The 23663-nt window shown below is 27.1% G+C and carries 17 protein-coding genes and 3 tRNA genes; 5 read left to right on the top strand and 15 right to left on the bottom strand.

From position 1 onward, the window contains the following. Window positions 1-2 precede the first annotated feature (2 nt). From DB723_RS01030 to DB723_RS01015, 4 genes are read right to left on the bottom strand one after another with little or no spacing between them, the layout of a single operon-like run. On the bottom strand, window positions 3-3047 hold the full coding sequence (locus tag DB723_RS01030) for a tetratricopeptide repeat protein (protein WP_151551494.1): 3045 nt from the start codon (window positions 3045-3047) through the stop codon (window positions 3-5). Then, window positions 3040-3807 (bottom strand): tetratricopeptide repeat protein, encoded by a 768-nt coding sequence (locus tag DB723_RS01025; protein ID WP_151551492.1) that lies wholly within the window; start codon window positions 3805-3807, stop codon window positions 3040-3042. Before DB723_RS01025 ends, DB723_RS01030 begins: the two co-directional genes overlap by 8 nt. After that, a complete protein-coding gene (locus tag DB723_RS01020; RefSeq protein WP_151551491.1) occupies window positions 3804-5579 on the bottom strand; it encodes a BB_0208 family protein in 1776 nt (591 codons plus the stop codon). The genes DB723_RS01025 and DB723_RS01020 overlap by 4 nt, the downstream gene beginning before the upstream one ends. Beyond that, complete coding sequence (locus DB723_RS01015; RefSeq protein WP_151551489.1) at window positions 5566-6402, bottom strand: UTP--glucose-1-phosphate uridylyltransferase; 837 nt, start codon at window positions 6400-6402, stop codon at window positions 5566-5568. The genes DB723_RS01020 and DB723_RS01015 overlap by 14 nt, the downstream gene beginning before the upstream one ends. Before the next feature lie 52 nt (window positions 6403-6454). Between DB723_RS01015 and rsmD the strand changes: the two genes are divergently transcribed. Further along, window positions 6455-7024 carry a 16S rRNA (guanine(966)-N(2))-methyltransferase RsmD gene (gene rsmD / locus DB723_RS01010; RefSeq protein ID WP_151551487.1) on the top strand — a complete coding sequence of 190 codons (570 nt, stop codon included), beginning with the start codon at window positions 6455-6457 and terminating at the stop codon, window positions 7022-7024. Between the two features lie 3 nt (window positions 7025-7027). Here the strand turns inward: rsmD and DB723_RS01005 are convergent, their stop codons facing one another. The 7 genes from DB723_RS01005 to DB723_RS00975 form a co-directional block, all read right to left on the bottom strand. Beyond that, window positions 7028-8578, bottom strand: a complete 1551-nt coding sequence (locus tag DB723_RS01005; RefSeq protein WP_151551485.1) for an HD-GYP domain-containing protein — start codon at window positions 8576-8578, stop codon at window positions 7028-7030. 28 nt (window positions 8579-8606) lie between these two features. Continuing rightward, a tRNA-Phe gene (locus tag DB723_RS01000) sits at window positions 8607-8679 on the bottom strand. Window positions 8680-8706: 27 nt separating this feature from the next. Continuing rightward, a tRNA-Phe gene (locus DB723_RS00995) sits at window positions 8707-8779 on the bottom strand. A gap of 333 nt (window positions 8780-9112) precedes the next feature. Further along, window positions 9113-10084 (bottom strand): protease modulator HflC, encoded by a 972-nt coding sequence (hflC, locus tag DB723_RS00990; RefSeq protein ID WP_151551484.1) that lies wholly within the window; start codon window positions 10082-10084, stop codon window positions 9113-9115. Then, a complete protein-coding gene (gene hflK, locus DB723_RS00985) occupies window positions 10085-11020 on the bottom strand; it encodes an FtsH protease activity modulator HflK (RefSeq protein WP_151551482.1) in 936 nt (311 codons plus the stop codon). It lies immediately after the preceding gene. Between the two features lie 51 nt (window positions 11021-11071). After that, window positions 11072-12310, bottom strand: coding sequence for a hemolysin family protein (locus DB723_RS00980; protein ID WP_151551480.1), 1239 nt, complete (start codon window positions 12308-12310; stop codon window positions 11072-11074). Window positions 12311-12395: 85 nt separating this feature from the next. Next, window positions 12396-12468: transfer RNA gene (locus DB723_RS00975), tRNA-Cys, on the bottom strand. Window positions 12469-12582: 114 nt separating this feature from the next. Here DB723_RS00975 and DB723_RS00970 point away from each other — a divergent pair. Together DB723_RS00970 and DB723_RS00965 are read left to right on the top strand one after the other, a co-directional pair. After that, window positions 12583-14106 carry a UDP-N-acetylmuramoyl-L-alanyl-D-glutamate--2,6-diaminopimelate ligase gene (locus DB723_RS00970; protein ID WP_151551478.1) on the top strand — a complete coding sequence of 508 codons (1524 nt, stop codon included), beginning with the start codon at window positions 12583-12585 and terminating at the stop codon, window positions 14104-14106. A gap of 1 nt (window position 14107) precedes the next feature. Further along, window positions 14108-15193, top strand: coding sequence for a D-alanine--D-alanine ligase (locus DB723_RS00965; RefSeq protein WP_151551476.1), 1086 nt, complete (start codon window positions 14108-14110; stop codon window positions 15191-15193). A gap of 3 nt (window positions 15194-15196) precedes the next feature. Here the strand turns inward: DB723_RS00965 and DB723_RS00960 are convergent, their stop codons facing one another. The 4 genes from DB723_RS00960 to prfA are packed head-to-tail and all read right to left on the bottom strand — an operon-like array spanning window position 15197 to window position 21359. Beyond that, window positions 15197-17473, bottom strand: coding sequence for a hypothetical protein (locus DB723_RS00960; protein WP_151551474.1), 2277 nt, complete (start codon window positions 17471-17473; stop codon window positions 15197-15199). Further along, a complete protein-coding gene (gene spoT / locus DB723_RS00955) occupies window positions 17463-19466 on the bottom strand; it encodes a guanosine-3',5'-bis(diphosphate) 3'-pyrophosphohydrolase (protein WP_151551472.1) in 2004 nt (667 codons plus the stop codon). Before spoT ends, DB723_RS00960 begins: the two co-directional genes overlap by 11 nt. Further along, a complete protein-coding gene (prmC, locus tag DB723_RS00950; RefSeq protein WP_151551470.1) occupies window positions 19450-20283 on the bottom strand; it encodes a peptide chain release factor N(5)-glutamine methyltransferase in 834 nt (277 codons plus the stop codon). Before prmC ends, spoT begins: the two co-directional genes overlap by 17 nt. A gap of 2 nt (window positions 20284-20285) precedes the next feature. After that, the gene (gene prfA / locus DB723_RS00945) at window positions 20286-21359 is read right to left on the bottom strand and encodes a peptide chain release factor 1 (protein WP_151551468.1); all 1074 of its coding nucleotides are present in this window, start codon (window positions 21357-21359) and stop codon (window positions 20286-20288) included. Window positions 21360-21701: 342 nt separating this feature from the next. Between prfA and DB723_RS00940 the strand changes: the two genes are divergently transcribed. Further along, window positions 21702-22841: a tetratricopeptide repeat protein gene (locus DB723_RS00940; protein WP_151551466.1), complete on the top strand. Its 1140-nt coding sequence runs from the start codon at window positions 21702-21704 to the stop codon at window positions 22839-22841. Continuing rightward, a complete protein-coding gene (locus tag DB723_RS00935; RefSeq protein ID WP_151552910.1) occupies window positions 22841-23650 on the top strand; it encodes a TatD family hydrolase in 810 nt (269 codons plus the stop codon). Before DB723_RS00940 ends, DB723_RS00935 begins: the two co-directional genes overlap by 1 nt. Window positions 23651-23663: the final 13 nt, after the last annotated feature.

The following is a 23663-nucleotide window of genomic DNA, read 5'->3' as shown; positions in this document are numbered from 1 at the left end:
ATTTATATTCCTATTATTTTTTTAATATTTTCATTTTTTTTATAATTTGGAAATTTTTTTACAAGTTCTCTTAATGTTTGATCATTATTATTCTCATTATATTCTATTATTCCGAGTGCATGTAGGGCTTCTGGATTATTTGGTTTTAATTTTGTATATTCCTTTAGAAGGTCTTTAGCTCTTGCATTATCATTAATTTCAATCAAAGTGGTTGCAAGATTATATTTTGCTTCAATATCCGAATTGAGTATTGCTTTTTCAAAAATTTCAATTGCTTTTTGAAATTTTTTTTGTTTTTTATAAAGTATTCCAAGATTGTTTAAGGCTAATTTATTGTTTTTATTTATTATCTTTTCAAGAGTTGAGATTGCTTGAGTTTGGTTTCCCGATTTTTCGTATGCTTTTGCTAGGTTTATATAAGCTGAAATATTTTCAGGATTTTTTTCAATTACTAAGCTGTAAAGTGGTATAGCATTTTTGTAATTTTCGTTTTTAAGATTTATAGATGCTTTTAAATATAAATATTCACTTTTTTCTGGATTTAAATTGATAGCCTTGTTTATTGCTTCAAGAGATTCTTCAAGTTTATTGTTTTCAAATTTTGCTATTGCTAGGTTATAAATGGCAATGTCGTTAGGGGTTTTTGCATTGTCATTGAAAAAACTTAAATATTCTTCACTTTGTTTGAAGTTTCCTAAGTTGTTTGATACTATTCCGACTTTTAATGCGTAGTTAAATTTTTTATCGATATTGTAGGCATTTTTAAAACTTTCAAATGCTTGTTGCATATCGCCATTTTTTTCTTCTGCTATACCTTTTTGGTAGTAGGCAGTGTCATAATTTTTATCGATTTGTATTGCCTTCTCAAAAGATTTTATTGCTTTTTTATTTTTATTTAACATCATTAAGGCTATTCCTTTGTTATTGTATGCTTTTTTATGTTTCGGATTTAGCCTTATTGTTTGATCAAATGACTCTATTGAGTTTTCATACTTTTTAAGTTTGAATCTAATGATGCCAAGTTTATAGCAATCTTCTTGGGTATTTGTGAGCTTGGTAATTTTTTCGTATACATTTTCTGCTCTTAGCAAATCCCCATCATTTTCATAAGCTTGGGCTAAAGCTTTAGAAGCATGTGTGTCATTAGGATTAATTTTCAAGAATTCGTTTAGATCATTAATGGCTTGTTGGCGAGTTTTTGGGTTTTCAAGATCAATAGGTTTTATTGAATTAACCTTAGATTTAAGGTCTTCTAAGTGTTGTGTTTTATTAGCTTGGGCTAAAATTTTAGAAGCATGTGTGTCATTAGGATTAATTTTCAAGAATTCGTTTAGATCATTAATGGCTTGTTGGCGAGTTTCTGGGTTTTCAAGATCAATAGGTTTTATTGAATTAACCTTAGATTTAAGGTCTTCTAAGTGTTGTGTTTTATTAGCTTGGGCTAAAATTTTAGAAGCATGTGTGTCATTAGGATTAATTTTCAAGAATTCGTTTAGATCATTAATGGCTTGTTGGCGAGTTTTTGGGTTTTCAAGATCAATAGGTTTTATTGAATTAACCTTAGATTTAAGGTCTTCTAAGTGTTGTGTTTTATTAGCTTGGGCTAAAATTTTAGAAGCATGTGTGTCATTAGGATTAATTTTCAAGAATTCGTTTAGATCATTAATGGCTTGTTGGCGAGTTTCTGGGTTTTCAAGATCAATAGGTTTTATTGAATTAACCTTAGATTTAAGGTCTTCTAAGTGTTGTGTTTTATTAGCTTGGGCTAAAATTTTAGAAGCATGTGTGTCATTAGGATTAATTTTCAAGAATTCGTTTAGATCATTAATGGCTTGTTGGCGAGTTTCTGGGTTTTCAAGATCAATAGGTTTTATTGAATTAACCTTAGATTTAAGGTCTTCTAAGTGTTGTATTTTCTTGTCTTCTTTAGGTAATTGAAAAATATTTTTTTTGTAAGGATCTTCTGGTATATTAGGTATATCAATTAAATTTGGTTCAATATCTTTTTTTATTAAGGTTAATAGTAAATTAGAGGCTTCTTTATTTTTTAAACCTTCAATCAATTCATTTACTTTTTGGAATTTATTGCTTAAACCCCTTTTGATTAATTCTTTTAATCTGTTTTTTCCAAGTGTGACTCTGCCAGTATTAATATCATCTAATATTTCATAGAGTTCTTTTTTTATTAAGTAAGTATATGGTCTATGAATCTTCCCTATTATTGTTTGACTGGTTATAGAAAGGTTACTTTCTTTTTTTGAATTTGAAGAAATCTTTTTTAAAGATATAGCATTATCATTGTTTGAATATTGACTATTGTCTGTGGTTTTTAAAATGTGTTCGGATTTTTTTTCCTTGGAAAAATTTAGTTTTTGCTTATCATTTTCTATTTTTGGGGAGGTGTTTAAAATATTTTCACTATTTGATTTTTCGTTTAAATTTTTTTTTAGTTTTTCTAAATTGAATAAATTTTTTTGATCATTAACATTTAATTTGGGATTTGGAGATTGTATTGTTTGATCTTCTTCTTTTGGCTTTGTGTTTGGTATTATTTTTTCCGGAATTTTACTTTTTTTAAATTCAGCTATGTCTTCATCTTCAATGCCAACATCATCGTTTCTGTCAGAGTAGTTTTCCGTTATTGTGTTGTCTTTAATGTATCTATTATTAAATCCAATATCAAAGTTTTCTTTTACATTTGTTTTTTCATTGTTTTGCCCTTTAATTTTGTCTAAGATTTGATTCGCAGAATCTCTTTGTAGGTCGTTTGATTCAAAAGGGCTGCTGTTGGCAATTTCTTCTAGCGTACTTGTAAGCATAGCAATGTCTTCGTTTTGAGGGTATTTATCTTGTAGAAGTTTTGCAACAGAATATGCTTTCTTATAGTTTCGATCTATTACACTATTTTTAACTTCGTTTAGCATTATTTCTCGATTTTTGTCATTTAATTTGCTTTGATATATATAGTAACCAAAGCCCCCAAAAGATAAGATAAGTAAGAAAATTAAAAGCAATAATACTGAAAAATTTGTGTGGTTTTTATTCATCTATATATAACTCCTCTTGCCAATTAAGTTTTTCTAGTTCAATTAAAGAATTTGTTTCTAGGGTGTCTTTAAAACTGTCTTTAAGTATTTGATTTTTATCTTCTTTTGCGTATACAATATGCTCGGTTCGTCCTTTTAAGCTTTTGTCAAGTTTTTCAAGATTAATTTTTTCATTTCTTAAATAGCTTATTATAAGCAAAATGCTGTCTTTTTTTTCTGTTTTTGATCTAAGGGTAATAAATTGTGAGTAGTCGTGGATAGCCATAGTATATGAGTCCCAAGCTTTTTGGTATTCTTTTTCTTTAGATGTTATTTTGCCCTGTTGAACATAGGCATTAGCTCTGTTTAGTAGTGCGCTGTCATAATTGGGTTTGTTTTTAATAGAATGAGAATAATATTTTATTGCTAAAGGATAGTAACCTTCTCCTCTGTTGAACATTATGTTGCCTAATTCATAATATAGCATGTAATCGATCTCACCTCCTACTGCAATTCCATCTAGCAAGGCTCCTTCTGCCTCTGTTAATTGGTTATTTTCTCTGTAGGCTACTGATAAAAAGTAATAGCCAAGTTGTACTTTTGGATATTTTTTAATAGCATCGCTAAGTGTTTCGATTGCTTGAATGTAATTTTTGTTTTTTAGTTCTTCTTTCCCAATTCTAATTAGCCTTTGAGAATATGCCAATTTTGAATTAAATATTAGAATTAAAAATAAAATAAAAATTTTACAATTTTTATTTAATAAAAAATAAATCTTCATTTTTTTTCCATTATATTTAATTTAGATTGAATGTCTTTAGCTTTCATAAGCTCTTTTTTAAAATTTATTTTTTGCTTCAATTTTGCTTTGAAAAAAGAAATAAATTCTAATAAGCTATTTTTTTCATTAGATTTTATTTTTTTATTGTTTTTTAATTCTACCAGATTATCACAATATATTAAATAGCATATTGCGGGTAATAATTTTTTCTCATTTTCATCTTCAAGTTTTTCAATAAGATCAAATCTTATATTTTTGAGTAGAATTTTTAAAATCCTAGATCTTGTTTTTAGTGATTTTATTAAAATATATGATCTTTGGTAATCTAGTTGGTTGGGATTTATTTTTTGCATTTTTATTATTTTTTTAGGTATTGTAATTTTATTTTCGTCAAGGTAAAGGAGTATATCTGATATGAACTTGAAATGTTTATTTTCAATATTGGGATAAAAAGATAAAAAATATACAAATATTTGATTTTGTGTTTCAAAGGTTTTATTTTTGAAAAAATCTTTCATGTGTTGACAAAAAATTTTTTTATCTTTGTTCTCAGCATAAATGTAGAACGCAATCCACCCATAAGTTTCTATATTTTGAGAATTTTTTTCGACATAGTTTACAATGCTTTGTATGAATGCATTTTTAATGCATCTTTCTTTAAAGATTGAGCTTTTGTAAGGATTGAAATTTGTCTTGTCAAAAGATATAAAAAAATCTTCTGTTTGAAATTTTGCGGTTATAATTTCTTTAATTTTTTCTTTTATGTTAATTAATTTGTGTTTTTCAATGTATTCAAGCGTGTTTGTGAAAGATTCCCAATTATTTGATATTTTGTCCTTAAAAAACCAAGTTAAATATTTTTTTGTTATTGTTTTTTCAACTACATACAAATAACACTTTAATGTGTTTTGAAAATCTTTTGGGATGTATTGTGTAAAATCACTGAAAAAATAATTAAAGTTAATATTTTTGCTCGAACCTTTATAGAAGATTTCATTGAGACTTAAAGTTTTTAGTGCACGTAAGTAATTTAAAATTTCATTATATTTTAGTGCTAGAATTTCTTCTTCCAAGTATTTGTAATGTTTTATTAAAATTTTGATAAAAATGTTTTTACTTAAACACCCAACTGGCCAATATGTAAGTATTAGTATTTTTTTTAGCTTTATTAGTCTACTTTCTTTATTAGCTAGGCTTGATTTAAAAACATTTTGATTTTCTGATTTATTTTTTAAATTTTTATTTAATATATTCAATATTTTAATTTTATTTTTGTTTCTTACAGCCACTAGAATGTCTATTGTTTGCTCTAAGTTGTCAATGTTAATATTGCTAGAAAAATTTAATATAAATTGCTTGTAAATGTCTTTTTTTTCTTGAGAATAATAAGGGTTATTTTGTATTTCAATTAGTTTTAAAAAGTTGCTAGATTTTAGTTTATATGTTATTCCTAGTTTTTTGGTGTTAAAGTTAGCTTCTTTACTTATTTGAGCGAAGTTTTTACTTCTTATTATTTCTAGTATCCATTTTTTAATTATTTCATTTTGAGTTTTATTGTAGTAGTATTCTTCGAGCGAAGTATTTAATGTATTTTTTTCTTTTTCATAATTATCGCTAATTTTTATAAGTTCAATTATTTCAGTTTTTTCTAATTTGTAAAGTTGAGAAGCAATGCTGTATTTTAAAACTTTTTCTTCTATATATTTGATTATGTATTTTTTTAATGTAGCAAGGTAATCATAAAATTCTCGATCCTTTTTAATCGTTTTCATTTATTCCTTTTTTTATAATTTCCATTAAATTTTTATCTTTTTTTGCAAAATTTAATATTGCCTCTAAATAACCCTCAAGAGTTCCTATGTCAATTCTTTTTCCCTCAATATTTTTATACAGTACTTTTTTTTGATCCATTAGCTTTTTTAAAGCATAAATGTGATAGTATTCACCCTTTTGATGCAGTTTAAATCCTTCTTCTAAATGCTCAAAAAATTCATAGTTATATAAAAATCTTCCAATAGATGCTTTATTGCTAGGTTCGCTCCCAATTTTTGGTTTTTCAATAATGTTTTTTACATGGACTTTGTCTTTGTAAAGATCTATTACTCCGTATCTGTTTATATTTTCTGGATTTTCAATGATAGACATTATGTTCTTTCCAGTCTTTTCATGAAGCTTGATTAATTGTAAGCTTAATGGTGGATTTCCAATGTGAAGATCGTCGGGGTAAGCCACAACTACAGGTTCTCTATTGATCCAGGGTTTCGCATAAAGTAGTGCATTTCCTGTGCCCAACATTTCTTTTTGTCTTAAGAAGCTTATGTTGATTTTTTTACTTTTAATCTTTTCTAGTTCATTTTTTTTATTTTCTTTTAAAAAAATATTTTCAAGTTCAATTTCTCTATCAAAATAATCGTCAAGAACCTTTTTTCGTCTTGAACTTATTAATAAAATGTCTTTTATTCCCGAATCGATAAATTCTTGGATGATATAATCTATGGCTGGTTTGTTTAAAATTGGTAACATTTCTTTTGGAATTGTTTTTGTTATTGGTAAAAATCTTGTTCCATACCCAGCTGCCAGAATAATTCCTTTCATACTTTTCTCTCTTGAAATAAGATTATATCAAAAATTTAATTTTATATATTCAATGTTTTTTAGAATTGTTTTAAAATCTTTATTTATGTATGTAAGTGCGGGTAAATATAAAGGCAAAAAAATTTTGTTTCCCAAGGCTTTAGCTGTTCGTCCCGTAATGTCTCTTGTCAGAGAAGCCTTTTTTTCTATTATTTTCAAAGATATTGTTAACTCAAAATTTTTAGATGTTTTTGCAGGAACTGGCATAATGTCTGTTGAAGCCCTTAGTAGGGGAGCTAGTCTTGCCCATCTTGTTGAGTATAATAAAAAGACTAAAGCAACATTAGTTAAAAATTTTAGTTTTGTTGAGGAATTTTATAATTTTTTTTTTCAAAGAGCAGAGGATTTTTTAAGCAAAAAAGATCTTTTTTATGATTTCATTTATCTTGATCCTCCTTTTAATTATAAAAATAAGATTAATCTACTCGAGATTATTTTAAAAGGCAGACTTTTAAATAATAAAGTTAATATCATTATGCATTGCCCTTTTAGTGAAGATTTGGACATAAATACATCAAAATTTTTGGTTTATAATTTAAAAAGGTATGGGGGATCAAAACTTATTTTTTTGAAAATATTGTAGGATTTATTTTTTTTCATAGTTAAAGGGAATGAGTTGAATTTCATTTTTATTTAATTCTGGAATGTTGTTTTTTATTACAAAATCATCCACATTTTTTAATGGATTTTTTTTATAATGTCCATTTGTATCTTTTATTAAAATTTCCTTATTTTCGAGATCCATTATTATTTCTTCTAGTTTATAAATCTGTTTTTTTTTGTTTATTATAGATATGTTTGGCATAACTCCTGTTTTGTATTCAATAACAGCAGCTTGAAAAAGATTTTCATTATTATTTTTTTTGTTTACACTCACTATTTGTCCATAATCAAAAGGTGCAAGTATTGTTAAAAAATTTTCAAGCATTTTAATGTCAAATTTTTTGTTTTTTGTTTGCTCGCTTGGTTCTTTTCTGCTCCAACAGTATTCCCCGCTATTTTCTATTAGGAATTTAACAACCTCTAAAGGGTTAGCGCTTTCTTTTATTATTATTGGATTTACCAATTCATCGTAAGTATCAATTATGCAGAAAATTCTAACAAGTTCATGAGTAAATTTGTTGATTTTAGTTTGCGGATATCCAGTAGCATCAAGGTATTCTTTTTGTCCATTAATTATCATTTTTGTAATAGCTGAAATATCCTCTCTTATTCTAAACAAATTCTTGGCAATGTTAATATTTTTTTCTAAGTGTTCTATCTTTAATTTGTGGTGTTCTTTTAAATTTTTATCCTTAAGGCTTATTTTATTTCCTATATTTTCTAATATTGTTATATGCATTAATCCTATTGAGTGTAGTAATGATCCAAGTGCAGCTTGTAGTATCATGTCTTCTGCATAGAAAAATTCTGTAAATTCGGTATACTCAGTTTTATCAAGAAAAAATTTGATAGTTGAACGGGGTGCATTTTTCAAAGATCTTATTTTGTTTAAATTTGCAATTGTCAATAAAAAATAAATTGTTGTGTCGACTGAATGCAGTAGTATTGAATCGCCTTCTGTTTTGACTTTTCCTTTAAAAAATTCGTAATCTCTTCTAGCAGAATATAAATACAATTTTTTTAAAGTTTTTTTATCTTTAAAGTTTTCTTTTGTTCTAAGCTTTTGAATATCAAAATAATGATATATTTCTAATAAAATTTTTTGTAAAGACGTTATTTTATGTCTTGGAAGTATTTTAAAACTTCCTTCCAATATTTCTTTCCAATAAATTTGATTGGGCTCAACTTCCATCAATGTATTGATTTTCATGAGTGGTTTTTTCCCCTTGGTAAAAAATATTGGGTCGTCTTCCTTAAAGGGTTTATATACGTCTTTTAAATTATCTATTAGCTTTTCTCTTAAATAGGTAAGATCATCATTTAAAATTTCTTCATTTATTTTTTTTATAAGATCCTCATATGACTCATCTTCTTTTTTTTTAAGTACGGGAATATACGGCGTATTGCCTTTATCAAGTATTTTAATGATTTTTTCATTTACTCTTGTACCGAGTTTTGATAGGTTTCCTATCCTTGCAAAAATTATGTCTTGCTCGCTTAGATCTTTTATTTGCTTTATTTCTTTAAGTATCACTTAGAGATCCTTTTAATCTTTAAATAAATGTCGCCGAGGAGAATCGAACTCCTGACACAAGGATTTTCAGTCCTATGCTCTACCAACTGAGCTACAGCGACAATTGTAATGTAATTAACTAATTAACATGCTGCCGAGGAGAATCGAACTCCTGACACAAGGATTTTCAGTCCTATGCTCTACCAACTGAGCTACAGCAGCGTTTTTATTCTAGTACCTTAATTTTTTCACAAGTATATATGTTTGTCAACTCTTTTTAAATTTTAGCCTTTGAATATAGTGTAAAAAAATGATTTTTAACTAGCTCTAAGGCTTTAAATAAACAATTCTAGGAATTTAATTAATTTTTAATGTTTTGTATAATGTATTTTTATGAGAATTTTTTTAAATGATTTTATTGATTTTGTTTGGCTTTTAAATTTAAATAAAGACTTGCATTGTTATTTAATTTACAATAACAGTGCCTTAGGATTTTTATTTTACAAATATTTAAAGATTACAGGCATTTAAAGAAAAAAATTATACAATTAATTTTTAACTTCTTTTGTGAAGATATTTAAAGAAATCCATATCTGTTGAGAAAATTTTTCTTTTATCTTTTAATACTGCCTTATAGCTTTCTAATGCTTGCCAAAATTTGTAAAATTCAATATCTTTACTATATGCATTTGAATAAATTTTTGCAGCTTCCCTGTCTCCTTCAGCTTTTATTTTTGCAGCTGTGGCTCTTGCTTCGCTTAATAGCTTAAGCTTTTCTTTTTCAATGCTACCAAGAATTTCTGTTTTTTCGGCTAGTCCTATGCTTCTTTGTTCTTCTGCGATTTGTTGTCTTTCTGAAATCATTCTATTATTAACAGATTCAATAAGGCTTGGATCATAAGTGACTTTTCTTATTAATACGTCTACAATTTCAATTCCAATATCTTTTGTATTGTTGTTTGCGATTTGAATTATTTCTTTTTCGATTATTTTTCTTCCTTTTGTTATTTTATAAATATCATTAATTTTTGTTTCTTGCGGAGTGAGTACTCCATTAGACAAGCGCTGAATTGGGTCGTTTGAGCTTCTTATAATTTCTAACAAGGGGTATTTTGCAACAACTCCTCTAACAGCAGGCTCAATTGCTGCATCAATTCTAATGTATGCTCTGCTCATTGTTTTTATTGTTGTATAAAATTTATTTATGTCTGCAATTTTCCATCTAGCTGTTGTATCAATCCATATTAATTGCTTTTCTTCTCCCCCTGTTGGGATTCTTTGAGGTTCCCCATCCCATCTAAGAATTATTTTGGGGAATATTTGTACATTTTCAATTAATGGAATTTTATATTTAAGTCCGGCTAAATTTTCAGTTCTTTGGATTTTTCCAAGTCGGGTAGTTATTGAAATTTCATTTTCTTTCAAAATGTAAATTGGTTGAAAAATAGATAAAATAGCCAAGCAAACTATTATTGTAAAGGTTATAATTTTTGCAGCAGATAATAAAAGATTTATTATAAATTTCATTTATTTTACCTCTTTAAATGGTAGAAAATTTTTTAAGTTTTTGTCAATTAATTCAATATTATCTTTGTTTTCAAGTATTTCTTTCATGGTTTCATTGTAAAGCCTTTCTTTTGTAATATCGGGATTTTTTAAGTAAGCGTCTAGTATGGCATTAAAAATTTCTGTGTCTGCTAATGCATTGTTTATTCTGCTTTCTTTGTATCCTCTAGCTTCTTCAATAACCTTTAATGCTTCACCTTTGATTTTAGGAACTATTTGATTAAATTCTTTTTTCCCTTCGTTTATGTATTTGTTTTTGTCTTGGATGGCAATGTTTACATCTTCAAAAGCTTCGTAAACTTTTCCTTTTGGGGGGAGGGCATTTCTAATTTGTACTTGCACTATATCAATTCCTAAATTGTAATTATCTATTATTTCATTCATAGAAGATTTCACATCTTCTGTCACTCCCACTCTGTTGTCATTTATTATTTCAAAGATAGTATTATCTCCGATTAATCTATTCATTGATGATTTTGCAATATCTTTGATTGTTGTCTCAGGATCTTCTACTTTAAATTTGTATGAGTAGGGATCTCTTATTTTATATTGCACTAACCATTCAATATTTATGATATTTAAATCTCCAGTGATGATCATGCCCTCATCGTTTGCATTATTATTTTCTCTAATGTCGTTTGGAGATAGTATAAATCCAAATTTGATTTCCTGGACTATTTTTACAGGCACTATAAATTTTTCTTCAATTAATGGAATCTTTACATGTATTCCTGAATCAAGAGTTCTGTTAAGCTTGCCAAGACGAAGCACAATTGCTTCTTCCGATGGTCCGACTATAAATATGTTTGCGATAAGTATTATTGATATTAGTATTAAAGTAATAATAATTATTAAATATTCATAAGTTTTATTAAAAATTTGTTTTACGTCAAACATTTGCTTCTCCCAATGTTTTTAATTATTTTTATTTTTTAATCGAAGTTATCACTACTTTTTTGATTTGATAAAAGTGATTGTTTCGATTTTATTATTCTGTATTTCCTTAATAAAATATTCTCCATCAGTTGTTTTTACGTTTTCGTTTTTTGTTGGTATTTTGTCAAGTAGATCTATTAAGTATCCCCCAATTGTATTTGTATATTCTTTGTGTTTAATAGATATTCCAATTATCTCTTCAATCTCATCAAAGGTAGTTTCTCCAAGTATTGAGTAAGTATTGTCGTTTATTTGGGTAATAAGAGGCTTTTCTTCTTTAATGTCATATTCGTCAGATATTGCTCCAAAAATTTTTTCTACTATGTCTTCTATTGTAAGTATTCCCGAAAAACCACCGTACTCGTCAATTACAATTGCCATTAATTTTTGCTTTTTCCTCATAATATCTAGTATGTCTTTTATTCTTTTGTTTTGCTGTACAAATACAGCTGGTTTAATAAATTGAGAAATGCTTTTATTCATATCTTTTTTATTGACTTCTATGAGGTCTTTAGCTATTAAAATCCCAATTATCTGTTCTCTGTTTTGTCTTTTGTATATAGGAATTCTAGAATATCCTTCTTCTTTGATCAATTTAATTACATTTTTTAGTTTTGATGAGCTTGAGAGTGAAAAAACTTCTGTTCTGTGGGTCATTATCTCAGAAGCTCTTACTTGATCTATGTCTAACATTTTTTGCATAAATATTCTAGAATCATTTTTTAAAATTCCTAAATTTCCCGCTAAGGAGAGCATGTTTTTTATGCTTTCTTTGGTCATTTTATAGCTTGTATTAATTTTAAAAAGATTTAATATTTTTTTTATTATTTTATTTATTATATATATTAGCGGGGTAAATATAAAAATTAATGGCTTTAAAAAAAATGAAGTGGATAAGGCAATAATTTCATTATTTAGAATTGCAATTTGTTTTGGAAGTATTTCTGCAAAAATTAGAACAATTATTGTTATTAGGCCTGTTGAGATTGCAAGTGCGCTGTTTCCGTATTTTTCAAGTACAAATTTTGTTGTGAGTGCACTTGCTGCAATATTTGATATATTATTTCCAATAAGAATTGTAGTGATTAATTTTGAAGGGGATTGAACCAAGTTGTAAACGGATATTCCCGATTTTCCTTTTTTTCTTATGTCTTGTATCTGAAGCATGCTTAGGGAAGTGTAGGCTGTTTCAGATGCTGAGAAAATAGCAGATAATATTATAAATAGTAATATCACGATTAATTCTAACATATATGTATTATTTTAATTTATCTTTAATAAAAATGCTTTAAGTTATGTCCTTAGGCAATAAAAATATTTTTGACTTGACCTTGGAAGGCGCTGACCGGAATCGAACCGGCGAATCAAAGTTTTGCAGACTTCTCCCTTAGCCACTTGGGTACAGCGCCTTGTAACATTGCTTAGTTTATTAAAAAAATAGAAAATTGTAAATATATTTTCTATTGAAGCATAATTTCGAATTTCTTAGCTATTTTTATCAGTTTTATGTAAAATTTTAATGTATGAATAAAAAACTTAATGACGTTTTATTAAAATTGGATCAAGGTTTAATAAAATATGTAAGAGGTTCTCTTGATTCAGAAATATCAGGAGTTACTTACAGTTCTAAATTAGTTTCGCCTGGTTTTGTGTTTTTTGCTCTTCCAGGAATTCATTTTGATGGGCATGATTTTATTGAAATTGCAATTCAAAAGGGTAGCAATGTTATTGTATGCTCACGAGATGTTGATTTTTATAGTCCTAATGTTACTTATATTAAGGTGGATAATTTTAATATAAGAAAATTTATGTCTAATTTTTCAAATATTTTTTATGATGAGCCTTCTAAAAAATTAAAAGTTATTGGAGTCACTGGTACTGACGGGAAAAGTTCTGTTTGTTACTATATATATCTGCTTTTAAAAAAAAGGAGTGTTAAAGTTGGTTTCATATCGACAGTATTTTTTGATGATGGAAGCGGGAATTTAATTAAAAACCCTTACAGACAATCAACCCCTGAGTCTACAGAAATTCATTCATTTTTAAGCAATATGGTTAAAAATGGGGCTCAATATGCAATTCTTGAATCTACTTCTCATGGGCTTGACCTTGAAACAGCAAGGCTTATTGATGTTAATTATTTTGCAGCTGTTTTTACCAATATTGGACATGAGCATCTTGAATTTCATGGCACAATTCAAAATTATTTAAATGTAAAGCTAGGTCTTTTTAGCTCTGTTAGTGACGATGCTGGCTTTGGTGTTATTAATCTTGACGACTTTTATTCTTCTAACTTTAGGAATGCTATTAAAAAATCTTTTACTTATAGTTTAAAAAATAGTAAAGCAGATTTTTTTGTCAGTTTTATTGATGAGGGCGCAGATTCTACCAAATTTGAATTTTATCACAAGGGGGTTAAATATTTTGCTAATGTTAGCTTGCTTGGGAGTTTTAATGTTGAGAATGTAATGGCTGCTCTTATTTTGGTTTCTCAAATTTTAAATAGCGATATTCAAGACATTGTTGATAAACTTGATTGCATTAAAAGTCTTGATGGACGTATGGAGAGTATTAATTTAGGACAAAGTTTTTCTGTAATAGTTGATTATGCTCATACTCCCGGTGCTTTTTCTAAACTTTTCCCTATTTTTAAAAGATTTACTACAAATAGATTAATTTCTGTTTTTGGCTCTGCTGGAGAAAGAGATGTTGCAAAAAGATTTTTGCAAGGACAAATTTCAGATATTTATTCTGATTTAATAATACTTTGTGATGAGGATCCAAGAGGTGAGAATAGTATGGACATAATTAAAGATATTTCAAAAGGAATTGTGAATAAATTTATAAACCAGGATTTATTTCTTATTCCCGATAGAAGGCAGGCTGTTGAAAAGGCAATAAGCCTTGCAAAGGCAGGAGATTTGGTTGTAATTTTAGGCAAAGGTCATGAATGCTCAATAATTTATAAAAATAGAGAAGTTTTTTGGAATGAGAAAGAGGTAGTTAAAAACGCTATTTTAAGCTTAGAAAAATCAAAGGAGAAGTAATTTGAAAAAAAATCTTATGCTAATATTTGGCGGTGTTTCTTTTGAGCATGAAATTTCTTGCAAATCCGCTTATAGTATTTATTTAGCTCTCTTAGATCTAAATAAATACAATATTTATCCTGTTTATATTGATAAGTGTACCGGTATTTGGTATTTATTGGATTCTGTTTCTGATCCGCCAGAGCTTATTAATACAGATGTTTTGCCTATTGTTAATTTATTGCCAGGTATTGGAATTTTTTCAAGTAATAAAAATCTTGAGATCGATGTTGTTTTTCCCGTTGTTCATGGTAGAACTGGTGAAGATGGTGCTATTCAGGGGGTTTTAAAGGTTATGGACATTCCTTGTGTTGGTGCTGGTATTATAGGGAGTGCTATTTCTAGCAATAAATATTTTTGTAAACTTTTGCTTCAAAGTTTTAATATTCCTTTAGTGCCTTTTATTGGATTTAGACAATATGATTATCTTTTAGATAAAGAAGAGGTAAAAAGAAACGTAAAGGAAGTTTTAGGTTATCCTGTTATTGTTAAGCCCGCAGTATTGGGGTCTTCGATTGGAATAAATGTAGCTTACAGTGAAAATCAGATTGAATCTTTTATTAATGAAGCTTTAAAGTATGATCTTACTATTGTAATAGAGAAATTTATTGAGGCTAGAGAGATTGAATGTTCTATTATTGGTAATGAAAAGATGAAAATATTTTCTCCTGGTGAAGTTGTTGTTCAGGATTTTATATTTTATGATTATGATGCTAAATATTCTGTTATTCCTGGAAATTCTATTGTCTTTAATATTCCTGCTCATCTTGAGACAAATCAGTTGTTAAGTATTAAGGAATATGCCTTTCTTGTTTATAAGAATTTAGAACTCAGAGGTATGGCAAGAATTGATTTTTTTGTTGAAAAAAAATCAGGAACAATTTATCTTAATGAAATAAATACTATTCCTGGATTTACTGATATATCTATGTTTTCTAAAATGTGTAGTCATGATGGTCTTCAGTTTAAAGACTTGGTAGATAATTTAATTGATTATGCTTTTCAAAGCTACATTAATAGAAAAAAAAGAATCAATTTTGAAGATTGAAGATTAATTAAATTTTAAATTTTTTAGATTTTCAATCTCTTTATCATCTTTTAGCTTGAAGTATTCAAGATTTTTATATTTTTCTGCTTTAGGCAATATTCCTGAATATTTTATTTTATAAGAGTAATTTATTTTTATATTTTTTTCTTCTGTATTATTGGCTTTATTATAAATTCTAACTTGATTTTTTTTTATATGAAGATTCGCAAATGCTTCATATGTTATGTCGTCTTGAGATTTAAGAGTAAATACAATTGTTGTTTTTTTAGAGTTAATATTTTTGAGTGAAAAGATAATTTTATTAGCCAATATTTTATAAGGAGTATTGCTTTGATAAATTATTAGCTTAGATGCGTTTTTAAAATGTAATTCGATTTGATTTGCAATTCTTTGAGTCACCAAATCAACACTATAAACAGCCCTTTCTGCTATATCTATTTTTTTAAAATCAATATTCATTAGTTCTTCATCGGCTTTAATGCTAGTTTTTAATGTTTTTTCATTTGCCTTTAAAGTTAGATTAAAGTCATTTGAAATTATTTGGATAGGATGTTTATTGTTTTTTAGGTATTCAATTTTTATTATATTTCTTTTTTCTGGAAAACTAACCGTTTGTTTTATTTGTATCAGATGCTCTTCTTTATCAATATTGCTAGTTATTATGATTGTGATTATTAAGAAAAAAGTTACAAGACCAAGTTTTTCAGCTTTTTTAAAATTTTGTTTAATTTTTGAGAGTTTAGATTTTAAATATTCTGAAATATTAATAAATATTGTAGAAAAAAGACAAATTGATATTAGATAGCTTAGTGTAAGTGTATTTGTGATTGATGTAGTATTTTGTATTAATGTTATCAATACAAAATTGATTATCCAAATAATTAATACTATTATTTTTTGAATAATAGTATTTTTATTTGGCTTTATTAAAAATAGAATGCTTTTTATGATAATTATTAAAATAAATTCTATTTTAATAAACATTAATATTATTAATTCAATAATAGAGGTTGATATTGCCAGGTATTTAAGTTGTCTGTAATTTAAATATATTGTGAAGTTATATGTAAAAAGAGACAAAAGATTATATATGAGTAAAGTTGTAAAAAAATTTATTAGATATTTAGAGTTTATTGTGCTGTAAGCTGTTATGTTTTCATAGTTTGCAAATATTTGATTTGTAAGCAGTAAGGATAAATATGTGCTTAAAAATAAAGTAAAAAACAATCTCACTAATTTGTAGTAGTTATTTTTTACTTTTTTCATGACTAATCCAGCTTCTTTGAATTTTCTAATAAATATAATTATAATTAAGTTATAGCAAATGTAGATTAATGCTATTAAAGCAATTTCATTGATTATTATTTTCTTCAAAGGCGTGTTAATTACAATATAGTGTATTTCATCAGTATTTTTGCTTTTATACTCATTGGTTAATGTTTCTTCGATTGATTTGTAAATTTCATAAATAGTATTTTTATTTTTATTTAATATGGGATTTAAATTATTATTTATTACTAAAAGGGGTATAGATTCATCCCAATATAAATTGTATAAATTATTTAATTTTTTTTCAGTTATTTTTGTTGCATTAAAATCAAGCTTATTATTTTCAAAGGTTTTTATAATAGCTTTTAAAAATCCCAAATTTGTTTTTGAATTTGTTATGAAAGATTCATTTTCTAAGAAAATTTTATTTTTTATTCTATTTTCGTTTAGCATTAAGTATATTGTATTTGTATTTTTCTCTAAATAATTGTTGCTAAGTAAAATTCTGCTACTAATTATTGTATTTTGCTCTAAAGAATCATCTTCAATAAAAAAAAAATTTACGTTGTTTTCAGGGTTAGTGTTTTTAAGTTTGCTCAAAAGCTCGATAGCAATTCCAATTGCTAAATTATTTTTTAAATTATTTTGTATTTTAATTGGAATGATTAGATTATAAATATCTAGACTTTTACCCTTGATTTTAGAATGTATTATTTTTTGTGAATACCCAATAAATCCAATCTCTTGTAAAGAATATTCCATATATTTAATTTCTTTCGTATTGAAATATTTTTTTATATAATTAAAAGTGTTTATTATTTGTTCTTGTCTTTTGTTTAGTTGATTAATTTTTCTAATATGCGCTTTTATATTCTTTTCAGTTTCTATGTTTGCAATTTTATTGCTTGAATTGGATACATTTTTTTCCATTTTATTTGGTGCAATGGGAGGAGTCATTATTGAGTTAATTAATAACAATGATATCAGTGATAATAATATCTTAATTTTCATAATTTTTAATGTCTTCTTCGATTTGCATTATTTGTAAGATATTTGGGTTTTCTTTTAAAGCAGAAATAATTTTTGTTATATTTTTAGTATTTGATGAAACTATTATATTTGTTATTCCGTGCCCATTTCCACAGTCTTCTATTTTTTCGCTAATAAGTCTTACATCATTGAGTGTGAATATGTTTTCAAGATAACTAAATATTCCTTTTAATTCTTTTAAAAGCAAAATAATGTGATGTACTTTTCTAGTTGGTGTTGCTTCCCACTCAACTTCAATCAATTGATTTTGTTTATAGGATTTAAGTTTTTGACAATTTTCATTGTGCACTATTATCTCATCTTTATGTATTATTCCAATAATATCTTCGCCTGTTGTTGGACTACATTCAGGGTCTATTGCGATTCTTTTTATTTTGGTTTTGGTATAAGATTTAAATAAGCTAAAAAGCTTTCTTTGCTCTTTGTTTGCTCCAACAAGATATGCAATAATATTGTTGTCTACAAAAATTGTGTTGTCATTTTTGTTAAGCCACGATCTAATTTTTGAACGAGCTTTTTTTGTTCTTACACTGTTTAGCCATATTACATCTGGTTTTGAGTCTTTTGATGTAAATATTTCAACAATTTGCTCGTTTTTAAGTGGTTTTGTGATTGAACTTATTTTTCCATTTATTTTTGCATAAAGAGCTTGATCTCCAATATCTGTGTGGATTATGTATGCAAAGTCAATTGAATTTGATCCAAAAGGAAGTTCTACTACTTCTCCTTCTGGAGTGTAAACATATATGAATGTATTTAGTAGCTCTTTGTGTATATCATTCATTGAATATTGACTCTTATTGGCTGATTCTTGTTGCCATTTTTTTATTCGGTTTATAAATGAAAGATCATCAGTTTTAAGTTCAATTTGTTCTTTATATATCCAGTGTGCTGCAACCCCGTAATTAGCAATTCTGTCCATTTCTTCTGTTCGAATTTGTATTTCAATAAGCTGATTATCCTCAGGGATTCTAACAGTGGTGTGTAGTGATTGATATTTATTTTCTTTTGGACTTGCAATATAGTCTTTAAGTCTTCCTGGGATTGGTTTCCATACTCTGTGAACAATTTCTAATATTTCATAACATTCTTTTTGTTTTTTGCAAATTATTCTTATTCCTAGAGTGTCAAAAATTTGAGTAAGCTTATTTGTTCTTGTTTGCATTTTTCTAAATATTGAATAAAAATGTTTTGATCTTACTGTAATTTCTGCTTCAATCCCACTTTTTTGAAGTTCTTTTTCTATTGATAATTTGCCTTTATATAATTTTTTTTCCCTTTCTATTTTTGTTTCAGATAAAAAATTTTTTATCTCTTTATAATCTTTAGGATAAAGATGCTTAAATGAAAGATCTTCAAGATATGTTTTAAGAGATGAGATTCCAAGGCGCTCTGCTATTGGAACATAAGTTGAAAGACAATCTTTTGCAATTCTATCTTGTCTGTTTTTGGGCAAATAAGAGAGAGTTGTCATATTATGAAGCTTATCTGCCAGTTTTATTATTATTATTCTAATATCATGTGTCATTGCAAAAAACATTTTTGAAATAGTATTAGCTTCTTTTATGCTTCTTGTTTTATTGTGTAAATCATGAATTTTGGTTACGCCGTCGATTAAGCTTAAAATTTCCTCATCAAATTCTTTTACTATTTCTTCTTTTTCAATATTTGTATCTTCAAGTACGTCATGCAGTAGCCCAGCAATAGTTGCTTTAAAATCTAGTTGGAATTTAGCAAGAAATAATGCAACCATTATTGGATGAATAATGTAGGGTTCTCCACTTTCTCTGTATTGGCCATAGTGGAGTTGTTCTGCTATTTCTAGAGCTTTAAATATGTTTTGTACCTCAAATTCATCTTTGTAAGTATTCTCAACAGTTTTTTTAAAAATATTTCTAGCTTTTTCAAGATCATTTATTTTTATTAAGTGTGCAATCTCATATGCTTGTATCATGCTTTTGTCCCAATACCAGCGCTCTTGCTCTTTTTTCAAGGTCATAAATTGTTTTTAAATGTGAAAATCCCTTTTTGATTGCAAAATCTTTCAAACTTTTTATTTGCCAAGGAGCTAGTTCTATTATTATGATTCCATTCGGGTTAAGTTTTGCTTTTGCCTGGTTTAATATTTTTCTAGAAATATTAAGCCCATCTTTTCCAAACCCTAAAAGAGCTTTTACGGGTTCTTTTTTTATTTTCTTTTTTATTTTTAATTCTTCTTTGTTTAAATAAGGAGGATTTGTAATAATTATATCAAGCCTTCCGTTTATACATTTTAACAAATTAGATTGAATTATTTCTACAAATTTTTCAAGTTTGAGCTTTTTTGTATTTATTGCAGCTATTTGTAAAGCTTTTGCTGAAATATCTGAGAGTATTACTTTTTGCTTCATGTAATAGGCAATCGAAAGCCCTATGCATCCGCTGCCGCAGCATAAGTCTAATATTTTTTTAAAGCCATTTTGCTTAATTTGAATTAAGGCTTCTTCTGCCAAGCATTCTGTGTCAAATCTTGGGATTAATACATGCTTGTTTAGGCTAAATTCAATACCCATAAATTCTTTCTTTTGTAATATATAGTGAATGGGGGTTCCTTTTCCTATTTTGTCTATTTTATCAAAAAAAAGTTTTTTTTCTCTTTTAGTTAAGTTTTTTCTTATATTCGCAATTATTAATTCTTTTCTGGTTTTTAAAATTAATTCAAGCGTTAATAATGCCTCTATTGTATCTAAATTTTTATTTTTAGCATAATTTATGGCTTCGTTTACATTCATTACTATGTATTATTATTTTTTAATATTTGTTCTTGAAGCTCTATTATCAAGAGATCAAGAAGCGGATCAAGTTCCCCTTGCATAAATTCTTCTAATTTGTAAAGAGTGATGTTTGCTCTATGATCTGTTATTCTATTTTGAGGGAAATTATAGGTCCTAATTCTTTCAGATCTATCTCCTGAGCCGACTTGTTGTTTTCTATTATTTGATCTTTGTTCTTGTTTTTTTGAGTCTTCAAATTCATAAAGCCTTGCTCTTAATATTTTCATTGCTTGATCCTTGTTTTTATGTTGACTTCTTTCGTTTTGACACTGTACAACAATTCCTGTTGGCAGGTGCGTTATTCTTACTGCAGAATCAGTTGTATTAACGTGTTGCCCACCAGCTCCAGACGATCTGTAAACATCAATTCTTAAATCTTTTTCATTAATATCAATTTCTGTTTCTTCAATGTTGGGCAGTACTGCTACAGTAGCAGCTGAAGTCTGGAGTCTTCCATTAGACTCTGTTATAGGTATTCTTTGAACTCTGTGTACACCACTTTCATATTTTAATTTTTTAAATACATCTTTTCCTTTAATTTCAAAGATTATTTCTTTAAATCCCCCAAGTTCTGTTTCATTGAAGTTTATAATTTCTGTTTTCCATTTTTTTTTCTCTGAATATTTTATATACATGCTATAAAGATTGTTTGCAAAAAGGGCAGCTTCTTCTCCGCCTGTTCCAGCCCTAATTTCAATTATTATATTTTTACTATCATTTTCATCTTGAGGCAAAAGCAGTATTTTTATTTGATGTTCAAGATCTTCTTTTTTTTTATCTAGATCAATCAGTTCTTGTTTTATTAGCTCTTTCATTTCTTGTTGCTCTTCTTTTTCCAAGATGGCTTTGTTTTCATTGATTTGGCTTAGTATTTTTTCGTATTCAATTTTTTTAGCATTTATTTTTTCTAAATGTGTATATTCTTTTATTATTTTTGAATATTTTTTTTGATCTTTAATTAAATTTATGTCTTGCAATTTATTTTCTATCGACTTAATCTTGCTAGTTGCTGAATTTAATTTTTCTAAAAACATTATGATTTCTCCTGAAAGATAGTAATAGTTTATATTAATTTTAGATTTTTTTGTTAGACTTTTAATAAATTTCGTGTTAGAATGTTTACTTTTATGTTTTATTTCAATATTCTTTTTTTAAAATTTCTTTTATCTAAAAAAAAAAGAATAAAGCTTGAGTAAAAAAATCAATTATATTTTTTTAATGTTTTTTTATATAATGAATGTTATTAAGTTGGATATTAAAGTTAGATTAGGTTTTGTTGTATTTATATAAAATTTAGCTTTGCGTATTATTTATTTGTGGTGTGTTCAAGGTAGTTAAAGTTATATCTTTGATAAACCGATTTAAAAGGGGTATTTATGTTGAATGAAAAAATTTTAGATGATTTAGAAGATCTTTCAAGTGTTTCTGATGATCAACTTCTTGATGTCACTGAAAAATCAAAAAGAGGATATCAGTTAATCAAAGAAGAAAGACTTGATGAAGCGGAAAGTTTATTTTCTGATATCCTTGAAAAGGATAATGAAAATAATTATGCTCTTGTTGGGCTTGGGGACATTGAAAGGAAGAAGAATAATTACGATAAAGCAATAGTTTATTATCAAAGATGTCTTGTAAAGCACCCAAACAATAATTATGCTCTTTTTGGGCTTGGAGATTGTTACAGAAATTTAGATAATTATAAAAAAGCTACAGATATATGGGAAGAATATTTAAAATATGATCCTGAGAATATAACAGTTTTAACAAGAGTTGCAGCATCTTACAGGAAGCTAAAAAATTTTCAAAAATCCAAGCAAACTTATCTTAAGGTAATGGAATTAATGCCCGAGAATGATTATGCGCTTGTAGGTATTGGCCATTTGTATTACGATTTTAAAGAATATAAAGAGGCTTTAAAGTATTGGCTTAAAATGTATGAATTAAATCAATCCAAGGTTGATGTTAGAGTATTAACTTCAATTGGCAATTGTTATCGTAAGTTAAAGGAATTTACCAGAGGAATTTATTTTTTTAAAAAAGCTTTAGAGATTTCACCTAGTAATTTTTATGCTGTTTTTGGACTTGCTGATTGTTACAGGGGAAATAAGGAGTACAAAGAGGCTTTGAAATATTGGTTTGATATTATTGAAAAAGATCCAAGAAATAACTTGGTTCTTACAAGAGTGGGGGATGCTTATCGTTATTTAAATGATTATGAAAATTCTCAAATTTATTATAAAAAGGCTCTTGATGTTGATTTTGATATGTTTGCCATACTTGGACTTGCCCTTATTCAAAAGGAGCAAGGTAAATATGAAGAAGCACTAATAGCTATTAAAAGTTTAATTAAGAATAATCCTAAAAATTCAGCATTGTACGTTAGTGCTGCTGAATGTTATGAGGCATTAGGGCAGATTGGAAATGCTGTTGATATTTTGTCAAGCTTTTTACATCTTGGTATGAAAAATATTATTGTTATTGACTACCTTGCGGCTCTTAGGAAAAAGATGCAATGATAAACCACTGCTTGCTTGAAACTGAAAAATCTATTTTTTTTGATAAATTAATAGATACCCATGTTCATTTTTATGAATTAAAAAAAAGATCTTTGGATGTCAATTATATTATTAACGAATGTTTTAAAAACGGCTTTTCTTATTTTCTTGATATTGGTTTGCATCCTAGCGATTTTGATAATAGAAAAAATCTTTTAAGCCCCTATTCTAATATATTTTTAACAGCAGGCATTCATCCTTTAAATTTAAGCGATAATTTTAAACAGGATATTAATCACCTTGAAAAAATTTTGATTAGTGAAAATGTTGTTGCTGTTGGCGAGATAGGGCTTGATTATTTTAAATCAGATGACAAGAAATTTCAAATTAAAGTTTTTGAAGAGCAATTGTATTTGGCTGATAGATATAAAAAGCCGGTTATTTTACACATAAGAGATGCCTATGATGATGCCTATAATGTTGTAAGGTCTTTAAATTTTTTAAATAGGGGTATATTACATTGTTATTCGGGAACCTATGAGCATGCTAAAAAATTTATTGATTTAGGCTTTAAAGTTTCTTTTTCGGGCAATATAACTTTTAAAAATGCTCAAGCTTTAAGGATTCTTGTTGGCAAATTAAATATTAACGATCTTTTAATAGAAACAGACAGTCCCTTTTTAGCTCCAGTTCCATTAAGAGGTAAAATAAATTCACCCTTGTTTTTAGGATATGTGTGTCTTGAGATTGCAAGGATCAAAAATTGTTCTGCTAATGATATTGCTATTGCTTTATACAATAGTTTTAAAGATCTTTTATTGTTGCATTAAATTTTGCAGTTTA

It is taken from the genome of Borrelia maritima (genome assembly GCF_008931845.1).
Taxonomy (GTDB): domain Bacteria; phylum Spirochaetota; class Spirochaetia; order Borreliales; family Borreliaceae; genus Borreliella; species Borreliella maritima.
This window is presented reverse-complemented; position numbering and strand designations above follow the sequence as displayed.